16 protein-coding genes are annotated in these 14,675 nt (G+C 57.9%); 1 reads left to right on the top strand and 15 read right to left on the bottom strand.

Going from position 1 to position 14,675, the window contains the following annotated elements:
• Positions 1-293 precede the first annotated feature (293 nt).
• From ACE10X_RS09210 to ACE10X_RS09190, 5 genes are all read right to left on the bottom strand, one after another.
• Positions 294-1,157, bottom strand: a complete 864-nt coding sequence (locus tag ACE10X_RS09210) for an SIR2 family protein (RefSeq protein ID WP_038386972.1) — start codon at positions 1,155-1,157, stop codon at positions 294-296.
• The gene (gene nifT / locus ACE10X_RS09205; RefSeq protein WP_016848167.1) at positions 1,154-1,378 is read right to left on the bottom strand and encodes a putative nitrogen fixation protein NifT; all 225 of its coding nucleotides are present in this window, start codon (positions 1,376-1,378) and stop codon (positions 1,154-1,156) included. The genes ACE10X_RS09210 and nifT overlap by 4 nt, the downstream gene beginning before the upstream one ends.
• Complete coding sequence (locus ACE10X_RS09200; RefSeq protein ID WP_244435926.1) at positions 1,375-2,508, bottom strand: aminotransferase class V-fold PLP-dependent enzyme; 1,134 nt, start codon at positions 2,506-2,508, stop codon at positions 1,375-1,377. The genes nifT and ACE10X_RS09200 overlap by 4 nt, the downstream gene beginning before the upstream one ends.
• Positions 2,509-2,586: 78 nt before the next feature.
• Positions 2,587-2,865 carry a hypothetical protein gene (locus ACE10X_RS09195; protein ID WP_016848165.1) on the bottom strand — a complete coding sequence of 93 codons (279 nt, stop codon included), beginning with the start codon at positions 2,863-2,865 and terminating at the stop codon, positions 2,587-2,589.
• A gap of 19 nt (positions 2,866-2,884) precedes the next feature.
• Positions 2,885-3,205: an iron-sulfur cluster assembly accessory protein gene (locus ACE10X_RS09190; RefSeq protein WP_028343127.1), complete on the bottom strand. Its 321-nt coding sequence runs from the start codon at positions 3,203-3,205 to the stop codon at positions 2,885-2,887.
• A gap of 276 nt (positions 3,206-3,481) precedes the next feature.
• Here ACE10X_RS09190 and ACE10X_RS09185 point away from each other — a divergent pair, with 276 nt between their 5' ends.
• Positions 3,482-4,072 (top strand): hypothetical protein, encoded by a 591-nt coding sequence (locus tag ACE10X_RS09185; RefSeq protein ID WP_016848163.1) that lies wholly within the window; start codon positions 3,482-3,484, stop codon positions 4,070-4,072.
• A gap of 9 nt (positions 4,073-4,081) precedes the next feature.
• Here ACE10X_RS09185 and ACE10X_RS09180 read toward each other — a convergent pair whose 3' ends face one another.
• The 10 genes from ACE10X_RS09180 to nifD all read right to left on the bottom strand — a co-directional run bounded on the left by ACE10X_RS09180 (position 4,082) and on the right by nifD (position 14,270).
• Complete coding sequence (locus ACE10X_RS09180; RefSeq protein WP_018269915.1) at positions 4,082-4,417, bottom strand: Rieske 2Fe-2S domain-containing protein; 336 nt, start codon at positions 4,415-4,417, stop codon at positions 4,082-4,084.
• Positions 4,418-5,126: 709 nt separating this feature from the next.
• Entirely contained in the window at positions 5,127-5,978 is an 852-nt protein-coding gene (locus ACE10X_RS09175; RefSeq protein ID WP_016848161.1) for a hypothetical protein, read from the bottom strand.
• A gap of 595 nt (positions 5,979-6,573) precedes the next feature.
• Positions 6,574-6,879, bottom strand: a complete 306-nt coding sequence (gene fdxB / locus ACE10X_RS09170; protein WP_016848160.1) for a ferredoxin III, nif-specific — start codon at positions 6,877-6,879, stop codon at positions 6,574-6,576.
• A 13-nt stretch (positions 6,880-6,892) separates the two neighbouring features.
• A complete protein-coding gene (locus ACE10X_RS09165; RefSeq protein ID WP_016848159.1) occupies positions 6,893-7,093 on the bottom strand; it encodes a CCE_0567 family metalloprotein in 201 nt (66 codons plus the stop codon).
• A gap of 8 nt (positions 7,094-7,101) precedes the next feature.
• Positions 7,102-7,572: a NifX-associated nitrogen fixation protein gene (locus ACE10X_RS09160; RefSeq protein ID WP_016848158.1), complete on the bottom strand. Its 471-nt coding sequence runs from the start codon at positions 7,570-7,572 to the stop codon at positions 7,102-7,104.
• 6 nt (positions 7,573-7,578) lie between these two features.
• Positions 7,579-7,974 (bottom strand): nitrogen fixation protein NifX, encoded by a 396-nt coding sequence (gene nifX / locus ACE10X_RS09155; protein WP_016848157.1) that lies wholly within the window; start codon positions 7,972-7,974, stop codon positions 7,579-7,581.
• Positions 7,971-9,371, bottom strand: coding sequence for a nitrogenase iron-molybdenum cofactor biosynthesis protein NifN (gene nifN, locus ACE10X_RS09150; RefSeq protein ID WP_026192299.1), 1,401 nt, complete (start codon positions 9,369-9,371; stop codon positions 7,971-7,973). Before nifN ends, nifX begins: the two co-directional genes overlap by 4 nt.
• Before the next feature lie 9 nt (positions 9,372-9,380).
• The gene (nifE, locus tag ACE10X_RS09145; protein ID WP_028343125.1) at positions 9,381-11,027 is read right to left on the bottom strand and encodes a nitrogenase iron-molybdenum cofactor biosynthesis protein NifE; all 1,647 of its coding nucleotides are present in this window, start codon (positions 11,025-11,027) and stop codon (positions 9,381-9,383) included.
• Between the two features lie 96 nt (positions 11,028-11,123).
• Entirely contained in the window at positions 11,124-12,680 is a 1,557-nt protein-coding gene (gene nifK, locus ACE10X_RS09140) for a nitrogenase molybdenum-iron protein subunit beta (RefSeq protein WP_253592555.1), read from the bottom strand.
• Positions 12,681-12,767: 87 nt separating this feature from the next.
• Positions 12,768-14,270, bottom strand: a complete 1,503-nt coding sequence (gene nifD / locus ACE10X_RS09135) for a nitrogenase molybdenum-iron protein alpha chain (protein ID WP_026192298.1) — start codon at positions 14,268-14,270, stop codon at positions 12,768-12,770.
• Positions 14,271-14,675 lie beyond the last annotated feature (405 nt).

Below are 14,675 nucleotides of genomic sequence, written 5' to 3'. Positions count from 1 at the left end.
CGAGAGCCTCAGCAAGAGCAGTAGCAACTCATATGCCATGGTAGAGTCGATGCGATTGTAGCCATACGCCAAACAGTTAGCTGGAACAGCAACGCAACCGAATGCAAGAACAGCAACCATGCGCGTGTTTGAAAGCCAACAAGCACGTCGTATTCCTGCCGCCGAGCTCCACGGCGGGTGCATTCATTCAAACGCCAAGCATGCGCGATCCCGGCTCCTTCCCCGTTGGCCCTGATGCGATGCGGCATCTCACAATAGTCCGATGAGAGCTGGCGATCCGACTTCGCAACGCACTAATGGGTGAGCAGTATCTCGACTGCGCGAGGCAATCCAATCGCAAGCGGCGTCAGGCCCTGCTCGCGCAGAAAGCGGAGCTCATTGCGTGAGAGCGCATCCAGATCAACGATCGCATAGTGGGTTTTGGCCGAACGCTTGATGATTTGCCGGGCATAGCTACGCAACAGCTGGTCGTTGAACCGACAGCCGATGAAGAGAAAGCTCTGTCCGATCCGCCTTTCCTTGATGATGTCCGGAATCGGTGTCTGGATGTCGATTTCGGTCAGCGCCTCGACATAGTCAGCGTCGGAGATCAGGAAGTTCTTTGCCGGCTGCACACCGCCATGCGGCTTGTACAGCACCGTCGCCCAGCCATCCGCCACGACACCGTCGACCTCTTGGCCAACCTGGTCATAAAAGCGATACCAACGATTCTCGCCAATGCTGGCGCGGGTGATACCCTGCACTTCGCCCCATCCATCGCGCTTATCCAACGCCCCGCGCATCGCGCCATCATACCATACGTCGACTATGATGGGCAGCGACAGAGACGCAAGATGATCGTGCAAGGCGGTCGGCTCGACCGGCCGAGCAAAGGCCTGCGCCATCAATGCCGTCACGGTGGAGCGATGTTTGTTGATTTCGATGTGCTGCGCCGCGGCCCATGCATTGCTCTTGGCCCGTCGCGGCAACGCGACCTTGCTGGCGAAGAAAGCAGATAACGCCTCAGGCGTCGTCGGCACATCGGGTCTGGACAGTTCGGCAAGGCCAGGACCGATATAGGGAACAATGCTCGCGGCCCTCAGCCCGGCAGCAACGTCCGCGAGAATGGCCTTAGCATCGGTTGCGTTGACAAAATCGATTTGCACGGGCGCATTCACGGATCGTCACCGTTTTCACCTCGTTTCTTGGCGTTGATCGTCACCGGCAAGCGCGTATCGCTAGCCATCTGCGGTAAATCGAGCACCCAGCCATTGGCTATTTTGATCCAGCCGCCCCATAGCGTCTCGTGCTCGGATTCCACGATCGACTCTTCGAGATCCTTTTTCGGCACGTAGATCGACAGGCCCGAGTCCGGAGCGCGGCGAATCATGATCTTCACGAGCTCAACTCCCTCGACTGCCGCGCATAGCTGGGCAGACTGGCCGATCCCCGCAAATTGGCGCGCAGGCGAGCCACGATGTCGGATAGTACGCACACGACCTCATCGACCTCCGCAACAGAGGTTTCACGCGACAGAGAAAAGCGCACCGCGCCGCGCATACTCCGCTCCGGCACCCGCATGGCGCGCAGAACATGCGATGGCTCCATTGAGCCGGACTTGCAGGCTGCTCCCAGCGACACTGCAATGCCCGCACGATTGAGATGATGGACGATTGCTTCGCTTTCAAGATCATCGAACGCGATATTGGCCGTGTTGGTTAGCCGATTGCTAGCATCGCCGAGCACCGCGCACTCGCCGCTGTGCAAAATCCCCTGCTCCAGGCGGTCGCGCAACGCACCAATGCGAACACGCTCCGGCTCGAGCCGCTCCACCGCCAGCTCCGCAGCTTTTCCAAGACCAACGATGCCGGGGATATTCTCAGTACCGCCGCGGCGCCGACGTTCCTGCGATCCACCCCAGATCAGCGGCCGGAATTTTGTCCCTTTGCGCAGATAGAGCGCGCCAATCCCTTTTGGGCCATGCAGCTTGTGCGCCGAAAGCGACAGCATGTCGATCGCACTGTCCTTCAGGTCGACGCGTTCCTTACCGACGGCCTGGACCGCATCGGTGTGAAACAGCGCGCCTGCCTCACGGGTCAACCCGGCCAGAAACTCCACGGGAAAAATCGTACCGGTCTCGTTATTGGCCCACATGGTCGAGACGATCGCCGTGCGGGGCCCGAGCGCGCAGCGAAACGCCTCGATGTCGAGCCGGCCGCGGGAATCTACCGGTATGATATGTGTCTTGACGCCTTTCGGCGCCAATTGCTCGACCAGCGAAAGGATGGCGGAGTGCTCAACCGAGGTGGTAACGATCTCGTCACGGCCTTCCTGGCTCGCAAGCGCCGAGAGGATGGCAGCATTATTTGCCTCGGTCCCACCTGAGGTAAAAATGATCTCATGATCGTCGGCATTCCCCAACAGATCCTGCAAGCTACGGCGCGCCTGCTTCAGCGCGGTTGCGGCCTCGCCGCCAAAGGCGTGGCTGGATGAGGCATTGCCGAATCGCTCGGTGAAGTAAGGCAACATGGCTTGCACGACGGACGGATCAGTCCGCGTCGTCGCGTTGTTATCGAGATAAATCGGCACCTGATCCCCCACTCAATCTCACGCCTTGGCTGCTGCAGCAACCGGGATGAAACGGACGAATTCGCCGAGTCTCTCGACAAGCCGCGCCTGCATGCCTTCCAACGATCCGCTCAAAAGCTCGCAAAACGCGCTGCCACCAACGCTGACCACGTTCCTGCTGCCACCGATCCGGATCACTCGACTGCCGTCACCCCGTTGCAGAATGGGTCGGATCTCCTCGAGTACGGCGCGAATGCGCGGTTTTCGGCCGTTCACGGCGGCCTGCAATTGCCTGAGTTGCTCTGATTCGGCCAGCATGCTTGATGTCTCTTTCATATCAGCTGAACGATTTTCCGCAGGAGCAGCTCGAGGTGGCGTTCGGGTTGTGAAAGGTGAAGCCTGAGCTCTCCAGCGCCATCACGAAGTCGATGGTTGTTCCGACCAGATGTTGATGGCTCTTGTCGTCGACAAACACCTTCAGGTCACCGCACTCAATCACTTTGTCGTCGGGCTTCGGTTCCTCAACCAGACCCATCGTGTATTTGAACCCGTTGCAGCCGCCTGCCTCGACCATAATGCGCAGGCCGCCAGCTGGCTGTGTCGATGATGAAATCGCACTCTTGACCGCATTCACCGCGCTATCCGTCAGGTTGATCATGGCTTATCCTTCATCTGCTTAGGACTGCGTGCTCTTGGCAAGTCATGTGCCAGCGTGCAGACATTTGATGATGCTTGCCTTTTCGGCCCACGCCTGTTGACTTTGGTACTCGTGTCGAATTTCGGACAAGGCTGCTTCAGGCTGTCGGTGCCCATTTCACGCCTTTTCCTTCCCGGCTATGCCGCAGACCGCTGCACATGGGCGGCAAGCAATTTGCATTGCATCTCGCACCGACGCCGAAGCGTTGGTGAAACGCTTAGATCGAGGAACGTTCTAATGACTGCAATCGAGAACACCGCACTCGGCAGACTTGAGAAGGAGGGTCGCCTGCTCAATGCCGTATTCAAAGGCGGGACCATTAAGCCTGGGCGGTTCGGCTTTCGCGGTGACGTCGCACTGAAATTCCAAACCCAGGTCGCGGACGAGAAGCGGCCGCCGGACTATTCGATCGAACAAGTTTTGACCATCGCCCATGATGGAGAGCGAACCATTCCGGTGCTAGCCGGCTATCTGCATTCCTTCGCCTATCTTGCCGACGTTGCAGGCGTGCTGGACGGCGCGTTAAGCCCCGACGGCAGCTACTTCATGTTCTGCAACAACATAGATCTGCTGGCGAAATACCGAGTCAGGCTTGGCGATGCCACTTTCCACGTCCTTCCGTGCGACGAGTCCACAGTTTGGAAGGAGATGATGGACCTGGTCGGAATCAACAAGGACGACATCAAGAAGCTCGATTCAGGTGGCAAGCTGGATTACCTGCTCGATGCGGCAAAGAATCTGGATCTGTCCTGTGATGAGATCTCGTACGAAGATGGGCTGAAGAGGATGGAACCCGTGAAGAATCGAAACGAAAATCGGCCGGTCTGAGCGCTGGCTTCATTCATCAAAAGGCGTATCGTCTTCGACAAGACGCACGCCGACGACACAGATATCACCATCCAGAACTGTCAAGGCGATCGGCGTGAGCGCTCTGCCCTTGCACGGACCTTCGACGCACCGGCCAGTGCCAAGTTCGAAGGTCGATCCGTGTTTACCGCACATCAGCCGGACGCCGTATGGATCGAGGAACTCGTTCCGCTCCCAGTCCAAATTAACGCCGTTGTGCGGGCATCTATTGAGATAACCGAGCACCGTCTTGCCCCAGCGCACCACAACGATAGACCACGGCCGCTGATTGCCGTCGTGATCGACGATCATAAGACGGAATCCCATGGCCCGGCGGCTTGGAATGTCGCTAAGACCGCAAATCGCGTAAATGGCGTCTGACTGCGTTCATTGCTCGTCGATTACGACGACACGCTTCATATCACCTGTATCAACAATGCGACAACCGTAGGAGCGCGCCAGATTGGCTCCGCATTGTAGCACTCGAGACGTACAAGCTCGCCTGTACAACAACTCACTCGCGTTGGTGCATGATGAGACGAATCCCGCGCAAGCATTGATCTTCTAGCCTTTCGAAGGTTCCGCTTTCGTCCACAGTCAGGCGAGTCGCATCGCACTGCGGAATGGTGCGGCTGTCTACGGCATGTGACGAAGCACACCGTCTCTTTGTATTCTCGATCTTCGCATGTGCATAGATGTGCTCGCGTTTGCGGGCCCGCGCAGCTTGACTGATGAGAATGATGCATTTCAACCAAGACCGTCGAAAATGCAGGGACTGCTGAATGCTCCGCAGACGCCGCATTGACCGCCAGCTAACAACGCCGCACGCGTCGTTGCTGCAGTCGATCTAATAGCTGGCAGCGAGGCACGCCTTAAAGTCGGCGTGCCCGCTGTTGGCGGTAACCGCGGTCACCGCCAAAATCATCCTTGGGCGCACACCGGGAGCGTGCGCCTCATCAGGCCATAGCCTTCGCTGGCGCGCGCAATCCACGAAACGCCAGCCATTTCCTGCCGGCTCCCGCGACTTACAGCTGCTCTACTCTGTGTGCAGCCCCGCAAGGGCGCGCTCCAAGTAGTAGTATTCTGTCGAATCATCTTCGTCAGAAGAGTCAAACTGGCGAGGCGCTTGGGTCGCGCTATCACCATCCCCTGCCTTGGCGAGGTACTTTGTAGGCTTGCCTACTCGCTGCCACTCATCGTTCTCATTCTTGGTCCACACTTCCGGATGCTGGTGAGGATCAAGCACCCAGTGGTTTCGCCCCACGTGAACAAAACCCATTTCCGCCAGGCGGGGTTCCATCCCGCCTAAGGCTGGTTTTGACAAGATCAGCGGCTCAGCGCCGTTGCGCGCATCAATTCTCAGTTGATGTTCCAGCAGAATATCGCCCGCATTCTCGACCAGGGGATGTGTCACCCGAAGGTCTACCACAGACGTCAGATCGTTGCGGCCAAACTGGTTCCGGAAGGCGTCTCCTTTGATCCGAACCGGACCTCCCACTCTTAAGAGGCCGACCGTTTCGTCACCCAATTTATAGCTGAAAAATTTCGCTGGCCTGGACAGATCATCGTAGGTGTGGAGATAGCTTCCAGCGACCGTTGCTGCGCGCTCAGCTTTCTTGGATACGAAATCCGAGTACTCTTCCCGGCTACTTGCGATGCTCTGGATATCAGAACCCAGAAATCTCCACAGTCCGTCATTGAAGGAAGAGCGATCGATCTCGGAAATGGGCGGATTGGATTCCAGAGAGTATCGCGCCGGCGACGCCCCACTTGAACCGACGCCTGCAACCATTTCCGTAAAATGCGAGCTGTCCCCCGCCTCTCCCGCTTCATCAGCTTGGCTGGCGCCTGTGGACGGGCTCGATGAGCCAACGATTCTGCCATACATCAGATCGCTCTCCTATCGGCAAATTTCCACGCTGTTGAGCTCGTGCCGCGCAAGCTCTGCCGACTAGAATACACAGCCTAGCTTACCGCAAGCTGACCCAGATAGCGCAAAGCCTCTGTCCGCCTCGCACGCTACGACCAGGCGCTCCGCGCGCATTCGCCGCACGCGCAACTCATCGAATTGCATTCGGTGAGTGCACATTACGTCATATGACGATGGTCCATCCCTCAAGGACTGGCCACTCATCGCCACACGCGCGATCGCCTTTCATTAGAGCACTTGCAGGCTGGGGGTTTGATCAGATACTTGAACAAATGCACACGTCTATCGAGGACCGGCCCGCCCTTACGCTCTCGTTTTCCAGTTCTGTGCGTTTTAGTCGTGTGCTGCCGATATCGACCATTTCGTGACGCGCTGTTGCGCTGTCCCCGCCGTTCGGTGCAGCGGCATCGTCGGGCCGCGGCAGGTCGTCTAGACCATCGAGACTATCAGCGCAGGCCGGCCTGATCTTCACGCCCGTGTTGCACGCGACCAGCAATGGCTCTCGCCCGCTACATGCCGCACGCCTGCCGTAGGGACAGACCCGGCCTTCGGCTTACGCAGCTTCGGTTGCGGCTGATCCGTGGGTCTGACAACTGGCCGGGCAAACTCTGGCGCAGGCTCCGCAGCCGATGCAGGCGCCCTGATCATTCAAAACCATGATCTTCTTTTCAATTTCGTCGTCATCGTCATCGTCATTGTCGAGGTCGACAAGTTCGCCACTTTCGTTGATCCCCCTCAACGTCATGACATCTCGACCGCACACCTTGAAACACCGGCCACAGCCGATGCACTTGTTGGCATCTATCGAGATCAAGTAGTCCGGCGTCCAGTCGCGGCCATCACGCGTTGCAAATGACATGAATCGGCCTCCTCTAGTTAACTTCCAGCGCCTTCAAATCATGGCTCTTGCGTTCGAGTTCGGCATAGGCATCATGCGCCTTCTGCGCCACCACCATGATCGATGTCCAGTTGATGGGAAGTTCTTCCGAGAGGTCGTGCAGATCCATTTTGGCCTGGAGCGCTTTGGCCGAAAGTTTCTTTAGCTCCGCCTTCAGTAGTTCACGATCGCTCATGAATGCCCTCAATAGTTTGCCACGTCCGGAAATTTCCGAATCAAGTCGATTCCGCCCCTGACATATTTGTCACCCTCCTGCGCGAGCTTTGCGAGGTTATCGAAGCCGAAGCGATGCATATCGCGCAGCTGCCTGTTCACGGCGATCAGCCGCCCCCCGATCAGCACCATGCGGCCAAAACCTTCATGATGCATCTTCAGCATCGGCTGGATCATCACGCCGGTAGCCCTCTCGATCGAGAGTGCGACTGCATTGAAGAACAGCTCCAGCCGCCACAGCGTGTCGGGATCAGGATCGCCGACAATCGGCAGTGCCCGTCGCTTCTCCTTGTCCAAGATATAGGGTTCAAGCAGCTCGAAATCGCTCTTGGCCTCCCAGGCTTCGTAGGTATCCTGAGCGCGCCATATCTTGACCAGTTCCTTGAGGAACGGGGAATCGAGGGCGTCGCCCTGCTGCGCCATTTCTGTGGCCTCGGTCATCTCACCTCATTCGTCGAACTCGAATGTGCGCCGTTGGTCCTTCGCCAAGGCCTTGCGTAGCCACGGCGGCGGCGTGCCGTTCAATACGCGCTCGAGCTTTTCGAGCAGCGCTAGGATGTTTTCTGGCTTGTTCACCTTGATAGGATGGATGTTGTTGGCCACGACCCGCGCAGCACCGGCACCGCCGATGGCGGCAACGTACAGGATCGCGCAATCTTTGATCGCCTCGATCTTCGGCGCCAGCTTGTCGTCGTTGCCGTCTTCCTTGAGATCTCCTTCGAACTCAACCGCTTTGAGAAACACGTGCCCGTTTGGCGCGACATCGTAGATAGCGATATTCTTTGCCCACCCAAAATGGGCATCGACGCGTCTTAGGTCTTGCGTGGCGAATGCGACCTTCATGCAGTCGACCTCTCAGCTGCGCTGCGGTGGCCCGACGTTAGCGGCAGTGCCGCCAAAGGCCTCCATCTATCGGGCGTCGGCTGATGATTCTCCTCGCGGTCCGCGATCACAAGATTGGCGATATCAAAGATCAGAGCGCGCGTACCACGATAACCGACGGATAGCTGGTGCCCTGCACCAAGCCGATCGAACATCGGAAAACCGGCTCGATAGAACGGGATTTTCAGCCGAGCCGCCGCTTGCCTGCCATGCGAATGCGTGATCAGCAGGTCGCAATGCTTTGTTCTGGCTAGCTCTTCCAGATCCTCAAGATCGCCGATCAGCACCTCCTTGGTCTTGATCCGCTCGATCACCGCCGACTGCGTGGTCGTCACCGCCGCGCTCACCTGCGCGCCCATCTCGTGCAGCATACTGGACAGGTCGAACAGCAGGTCTGGCTCGGCCGCGATTGCAAGTTTGCGACCACCAATATGGAAGTGCGCGTCCAGCATTGCGTCAGTGAGCTGGCCGCGCTGGCGCCGATATTTCGATGGCACGGGGCGGCCGCTGATCTCGCTCAGAAAAGTCACGAATTCGTCGTTCGGACCGAGACCGCATAACCGTTCGAACAGGCGAAATGGCACGCCGGTCCTGGCCTGCATGACCTCTGCTGCTCGCCGCATCTGCCCGCCTATCGCGATAGTCCACCCTGCGCGGCCCATGCTCGCGATTTCGTCCACGCCGATGCCGCCGATGGTCGTTGGGGTAAAGTCATCAGGGATATGCCCGTCGAGCGACCCCGCCAGATCAGGCAGGAAGGACGGCCGCAACCCAAAATCCTCCAGGATGGCACGAAGTTCATCAAGATCACCCGGCGTGAGGTGGCATCCTGGAAGAACATTCACCCTCGATGGATCGCGCAGGCCATTGACGTTTGGCCCTTCCACCAGCAACTCCACAATGCTCGCCACGGCCTTCTCCCAGCCGTCCTGGAACGCCCCCTTGAAATCAGGCGTCGAGACATAAACCAGCGGTAATTTCGCAAGCTGCGGATGCTTGTCCCGGATCAGCTTGAGGTAGGCATCGACATCGTCTCCATTGGTCTCGGTGACACCGGTCGAGCAGATTCCGATGATCTTTGGCTTGGTACGATTGTAGATATTGAGTATCGCCTGCTCGAGATTCTCATAGCCGCCGAGCACGGTCGCGACCTCGCTCATCGCAGTGGTCTGCAGCGGTACAGCCTCCTTGAAATGCCGCACAAAGAGGGTGAGCCCGAAGGAGGTGCAACCTTGTGAGCCGTGCAAAAGCGGCATCGCCCCGCTTAGCCCCATGAACGCAAATGCGCCGCCGATCGGCTGGCTCATCTTCAACGGGTTAACCGCGCATGCTTTTGTCGGCAACGTCGCGATGGCCATGACACCTTCCTATTCGGCGGCCTGCAGCCCGGCGGGCGGCGCGGACGCCAGGACGTCCTCGATGCGTCGCTTGCAGCAGCCACCGACGGCATTGGTGTGATTTCTGACTGCCTCGACGCTCCTCAGGCCATGCGCGTAGATCGCATCTTCGATCGTGCCGAGATCGACCGTGTTACAGGAGCAGATCTTTCTCGCTCGCCGCGCCGCTTCGGCGAGCGCCGGATCGCGCGCGATCGCCGCCACCGGCGATTGCATCTGCAACATCGCGTTGGCCAAAGCCTCCCATGGCGCCGGTCGACGTAGCTGGTCCCACATCGGGTTAGAGAGCGACTTAGCGATCTCCTCCACCAGCTTGACCATTCCGACATAACCCATATAGGCGTGGCAACGCTCCTGGTTGACATCGAGCCAAGGCATCGCCGCCTTCAATGCAACGAACTGCGATTTGCCGCCCGAGAGCATGATGTCCGCCTTGGCGTCCTTCAGCATTCTGTACATTTCGCGCGGCGTCATATCCTCGATCATGTGGGCATCTTGCCCCATGAGCAGCTTGATGCGTTCCTTGTCCTCCCTCGTCGACTTCTTCACACTGGTTCCGACCATTTCAAGGCCGGCTTCCTGTAGCGCCGCAACGACCGACCATGACTTGACGCCGCCGGTAATCAATAAAGCCTTCTTGCCTTTGAATCGTGGCTTGTACGGCTCGATCGCAGCCCACGCTCTCGCCTCCTCGCGTGCGATCACCGCTTCGGTGCGCCCGAGCAGCTCTTGCGGCGCGCCACGTTCAACCAATAAGCGGGCAATCTGGCGCAGCGAATAGCTCGAATCCTGAATACCGTAGAATGACCCTTCGAAGAACGGGATCCCGTAGCGTTCCTCCATCTTGCGTGCGACGTTGACCATGGCCTTCGAGCACACCAGCATCGCTGCCCGTGCGCGATGGGATGAAGCGACTTCGCGATATTTGCCATCGCCCGAGATGCAAGACAGAATCCGGATGCCAAGCTCTTCGAACAACGGCTTTACCTGCCAGAGCTCTCCCGAGAGATTAAATTCTCCGATCAGGTTTACATCGTACGGCGTGGCGTAGTCCGGCTCCTGCGTTCCGATTACATAGTCGAGCAAGGCCTCGCCGGCGAGCTTGTTACCGAGGTTCTTGGAACCAACGAACCCCGGGGAATTGATCGGAATCACCGGCTTGCCGAACCTTTGAGACGCCGCCTTGCAGACCGCGTTGATATCGTCGCCGATCATGGCCGGGATGCAGGTCTGATAGACGAAGATTGCGGGCGGGTCGCGCTTGTCGATGATCTCTTTGATCGCTTTGCAGAGCCGCTTCTCGCCCCCAAATACGATATCGGTTTCGCTCATATCGGTTGTGAATGCCGTGCGCCACAGACTAGAGCCGGAGGACGCCGCGCCGCGATTGTCCCAAGAATTGCCTTCGCATGCGATCGGACCATGCACGAGGTGAGCGACGTCGGTAAAGGGCTGCAGCGCAATCTTGGCGCCGTCGAAGGCACACCCGCCCGCAGCGCCGCCCGGCTGCAGTTGCTTGGTGCAACCCTTCTTGCGCTCAGCCTCCGACTTATTGCCATTCTTGGCGCAGCCCGGCTCGCTGAAGATATCCTGGACCGTGGCCGCTAGCGAACTCATCAGCTTTTTCCTCTCTGCGAAAGCAACTCTCTGCCGACCATCTTGCACGCGCGCCATCGGCGAGTGTTCCGGCGATGGCACGCGCACTCTCCGCCATCAACGAATGATGTCGAAGCTATAGTCAGTCTTGCCAAGAACATTGGTCTTCTTGTCGATTTCGTCGAAGATCTTGTCGAGGATCTTCACCAGTACATTCAGGCCGCCCTGATAGCCCCACACGGGGGAGCGGTGATGGTGATGCCGATCAAAAATTGGAAACCCGATGCGGATTAGTGGCGTTCCCGTGTCCCGTTCCAGGTACTTGCCGTGTGTATTGCCAATCAGAAAGTCAACCGGCTCCGTGAACAAGAGCGAGCGCATGTGCCAGAGGTCCCGCCCCGGATAGGCTTGGCAGGCCTGACCAAATGGCGAGCTTGCAAACAGCGCCTGCATTTTTTCCTGCCACGCCTTGTTGCCATTGGTGGACAGCACATGGGTCGGTTCGGCGCCGAGTTCGAGCAGAAAGGCAGCCAACCCATAGCAGAGATCAGGATCGCCATAGATCGCGAACTTCTTGCCATGGATATGCGCGCTGGAGTCCGCGATGGCATCAACCAAGCGGCCACGCTCTCGCGCGAGCTCCTCCGGAATCTCCTTGCCGCTGATGCGTGATAACGCCACGAGAAAATCATCTGTTGCGGACACACCGACCGGGTAATTGAAAGACACGACGTCCTGGCCATGCTCGGACACGAACGGCAGCGTTTTTTCCGTACACCATTGCTGCATGGAGATTGTCGCCTTGGCGTGAATCGCGTTCGCCGCGTCTTCCAGCGTGGTGCCGCCGTCATACATCCGGAACTCGCCGTCGGTCGGGGTATCGAAGACTTCAGAGTTATCGGCGAGAATCGTATGTTCGATGCCCATCAATGCCAAGATTCGCTTGATCTCGCGAAGATTTCCAACGGTATTGCCATCAAAGCCGCCGATGATGTTGATTGCCTCATTTGGCTTGCGCTCCAGCTTCGGCGCCGTTCCGGCCTTGCCGTCCCAAAAATGCTCGAGAATGCCCTTGAGTGCGTTGTCGTAGCCCGTGACGTGGCTGCCGACGAACGCCGGCGTATGTGCGAACGGCACGTCGAACTCTGCCGGAACCGAGCCTTTTTCCTTCGACGTCTTGATGAAGGCGTTGAGGTCATCGCCGATTACCTCAGCCATGCAGGTCGTCGAGACCGCAATCATCTTGGGTTTGTACATGTTATAGCTGTTGGCGAGGCCGTCGATCATATTGTTCAGCCCCCCGAACACAGCGGCGTCTTCCGTCATCGACGAAGACACGCAGGAGCTCGGCTCCTTAAAGTGCCGCGACAGATGGCTGCGGTAATAGGCCACGCAGCCTTGCGAGCCATGGACGAAGGGCAGCGAGCCCTCAAAACCGACTGAGACGAAAACGGCGCCAAGCGGCTGGCAGGCTTTGGCCGGATTTACCGCAAGCGCCTCCCGCGCGAAATTCTTTTCGCGATATTCGGGGGTTTTCGTCCATTCCTTGATACGTTCGACCTCGGCAGGATCGCGGGGATTTTCGAACAACTTCTTGTCGGCCAGCATTTGTTGGTATTCTGGACCGCGGAACAGTTCGAGATGATCGAGCACATGTTCTGCACTCTGCGCCATGTTAGGATCCTTCACTATCGAAATTGATATCGCCCAACTCTCCGCAGAGAGCGGGATCGGTTGCTCTATTGTGAAACCAAGTGCTTGTTACTCTGCAGCCAAGAGCTTGGCTTTCGAGGCTTCCTTCCAAGGTGCCTTCATCTTCTTCCAGATCGGCGAGTTGACAGCCATGTCCATGTCGCGCGCAAAGATCGCAAAGCCGTCATAGCCGTGATATGGGCCCGAATAGTCCCAGGAATGCATCTGCCGGAACGGCACACCCATCTTTTGGAAAACGTACTTTTCCTTGATGCCCGAGCCGACCAGATCAGGCTGGAGCTTTTCCACGAAGCGCTCGAACTCATAGCCGTTGACATCGTCGTAGATGAGCGTGCTGTCCTTTACATAATGCTGTGCGGTGCGCTGATAGTCGTCGTTATGACCGAACTCGTATCCGGTTCCCACGACTTCCATGCCGAGGTCCTCGTAGGCGCCAATCACATGACGCGGACGAAGCCCGCCGACGTACAGCATCACCGTCTTGCCCTGCAGGCGCGGGCGATATTTTGCGATCACGGCGTTCACCAGCGGCTGGTACTTTTCGATCACCCGCTCGGCACCCTCCTTGATCTTGTCGTCGAAATAGCCGGCAATCTTGCGCAGCGATTCTGCGATCTTTGAAGGTCCGAAGAAGTTGTACTCGCACCAGGGGATACCGAACTTCTCCTCCATATGACGCGAGATGTAGTTCATCGAACGGTAGCAATGCAGAATGTTGAGCTTCGCCTTCGGCGTTGCTTCGAGCTCGGCGAGTGAACCGTCGCCGGACCACTGTGCAATCACCCGCAGGCCCATTTCCTCCAGCAGAATTCGCGATGACCAGGCGTCGCCGCCGATATTGTAGTCACCAATGATCGCAACATCGTAGGGCGTCGGCTCGAACTTTGGTTTGCCGTCGGGGTCGAGCTTGTCGAAAATCCAATCGCGCACCGCGTCGTTGGCGATGTGGTGGCCAAGCGACTGCGACACGCCGCGAAAGCCCTCACAGCGGACAGGCACGATGGTCTTGCCACCATATTCCTTGGATTTCGACCTTGACACGGCCTCGATGTCGTCCCCGATCAATCCGATCGGGCATTCCGATTGGATGGTGATGCCGTGGTTGAGCGGGAAAAGCTCCTGGATTTCGTCAAGGACTTTGACCAGCTTCTTGTCGCCACCGAATACGATGTCCTTCTCCTGGAAATCGGAGGTGAATTGCAGGGTTACAAAACTATCGATGCCCGTTGTGCCAACGTAATAGTTACGACGCGAGCCCCACGAATACTGGCCGCAGCCAACCGGGCCGTGGCTGATATGGACCATGTCCTTGATCGGCCCCCAGACCACCCCCTTGGATCCTGCATAGGCGCAGCCTCTGATTGTCATCACACCAGGTATGGATTTTATGTTGGACTTGACTCCGCAATCGGACTTCCCGGACTGGTGAACGTTGAGATGCTTGGCACGCCGCTTCGCGGTCTTCTCTGGATAGACCTTCAGCACCTCGTCGATCAGCTGTTTGTTACGAGCCCTGATTTCTGCAATGCTCTGGGTCGTGGCGAGACTCATGCTGATGTCCTTCAAGGGTTAGCGGTTGGAAGTGCTTCTTGCTGACCAAGACTTTTGCAACGAGCATGCCAGTCCGTCGGGAGCGCAAAAACCAGAACAAATAGACACAGTTAGCGCGGCCCGTCCGATGAGGCTGGTTGTTGTTGCGAACGCGACATCGCGCTTTGCGCGGAGACTTCTTCGTTGACCCTGTTCGAAATGGAACAAGTGCCGGCTATGCGCCAAGTTGCGCCGCGCAGTTCTCGAAGACGCGCAGTTGCCGCCGATTGCAAGATTTTGCGATCGCGCGCGGCGGGACGGCCGCTAACATGGACGAGTGGGTGGCTCGCGGCTCCGGCTTGCCAATACCATCTATGCTGCCGGGCACGACGGATGCTTACCTTCAGCGAAGACGATGATGGTCTT

Source organism: Bradyrhizobium sp. Pha-3 (genome assembly GCF_042258325.1).
Taxonomy (GTDB): domain Bacteria; phylum Pseudomonadota; class Alphaproteobacteria; order Rhizobiales; family Xanthobacteraceae; genus Bradyrhizobium; species Bradyrhizobium elkanii.
Note: the sequence above shows the minus strand (reverse complement) of the source record. Positions and strands in the feature narration are given on the sequence as shown.

Coding starts and splice junctions, on each gene's coding strand:
- nifK (WP_253592555.1), bottom strand. CDS start 12,680: ATGGCGCAGAGTGCAGAACATGTGCTCGATCATCTCGAACTGTTCCGC.
- fdxB (WP_016848160.1), bottom strand. CDS start 6,879: ATGTCATTTGCAACGCGTGATGGCCGCGACTGGACGCCGGACTACTTG.
- ACE10X_RS09165 (WP_016848159.1), bottom strand. CDS start 7,093: ATGAGCGATCGTGAACTACTGAAGGCGGAGCTAAAGAAACTTTCGGCC.
- nifN (WP_026192299.1), bottom strand. CDS start 9,371: ATGGCCATCGCGACGTTGCCGACAAAAGCATGCGCGGTTAACCCGTTG.
- ACE10X_RS09195 (WP_016848165.1), bottom strand. CDS start 2,865: ATGCTGGCCGAATCAGAGCAACTCAGGCAATTGCAGGCCGCCGTGAAC.
- ACE10X_RS09190 (WP_028343127.1), bottom strand. CDS start 3,205: ATGATCAACCTGACGGATAGCGCGGTGAATGCGGTCAAGAGTGCGATT.
- nifX (WP_016848157.1), bottom strand. CDS start 7,974: ATGAAGGTCGCATTCGCCACGCAAGACCTAAGACGCGTCGATGCCCAT.
- ACE10X_RS09185 (WP_016848163.1), top strand. CDS start 3,482: ATGACTGCAATCGAGAACACCGCACTCGGCAGACTTGAGAAGGAGGGT.
- ACE10X_RS09175 (WP_016848161.1), bottom strand. CDS start 5,978: ATGTATGGCAGAATCGTTGGCTCATCGAGCCCGTCCACAGGCGCCAGC.
- nifE (WP_028343125.1), bottom strand. CDS start 11,027: ATGAGTTCGCTAGCGGCCACGGTCCAGGATATCTTCAGCGAGCCGGGC.
- ACE10X_RS09180 (WP_018269915.1), bottom strand. CDS start 4,417: ATGGGATTCCGTCTTATGATCGTCGATCACGACGGCAATCAGCGGCCG.
- ACE10X_RS09200 (WP_244435926.1), bottom strand. CDS start 2,508: ATGTTGCCTTACTTCACCGAGCGATTCGGCAATGCCTCATCCAGCCAC.
- ACE10X_RS09160 (WP_016848158.1), bottom strand. CDS start 7,572: ATGACCGAGGCCACAGAAATGGCGCAGCAGGGCGACGCCCTCGATTCC.
- nifD (WP_026192298.1), bottom strand. CDS start 14,270: ATGAGTCTCGCCACGACCCAGAGCATTGCAGAAATCAGGGCTCGTAAC.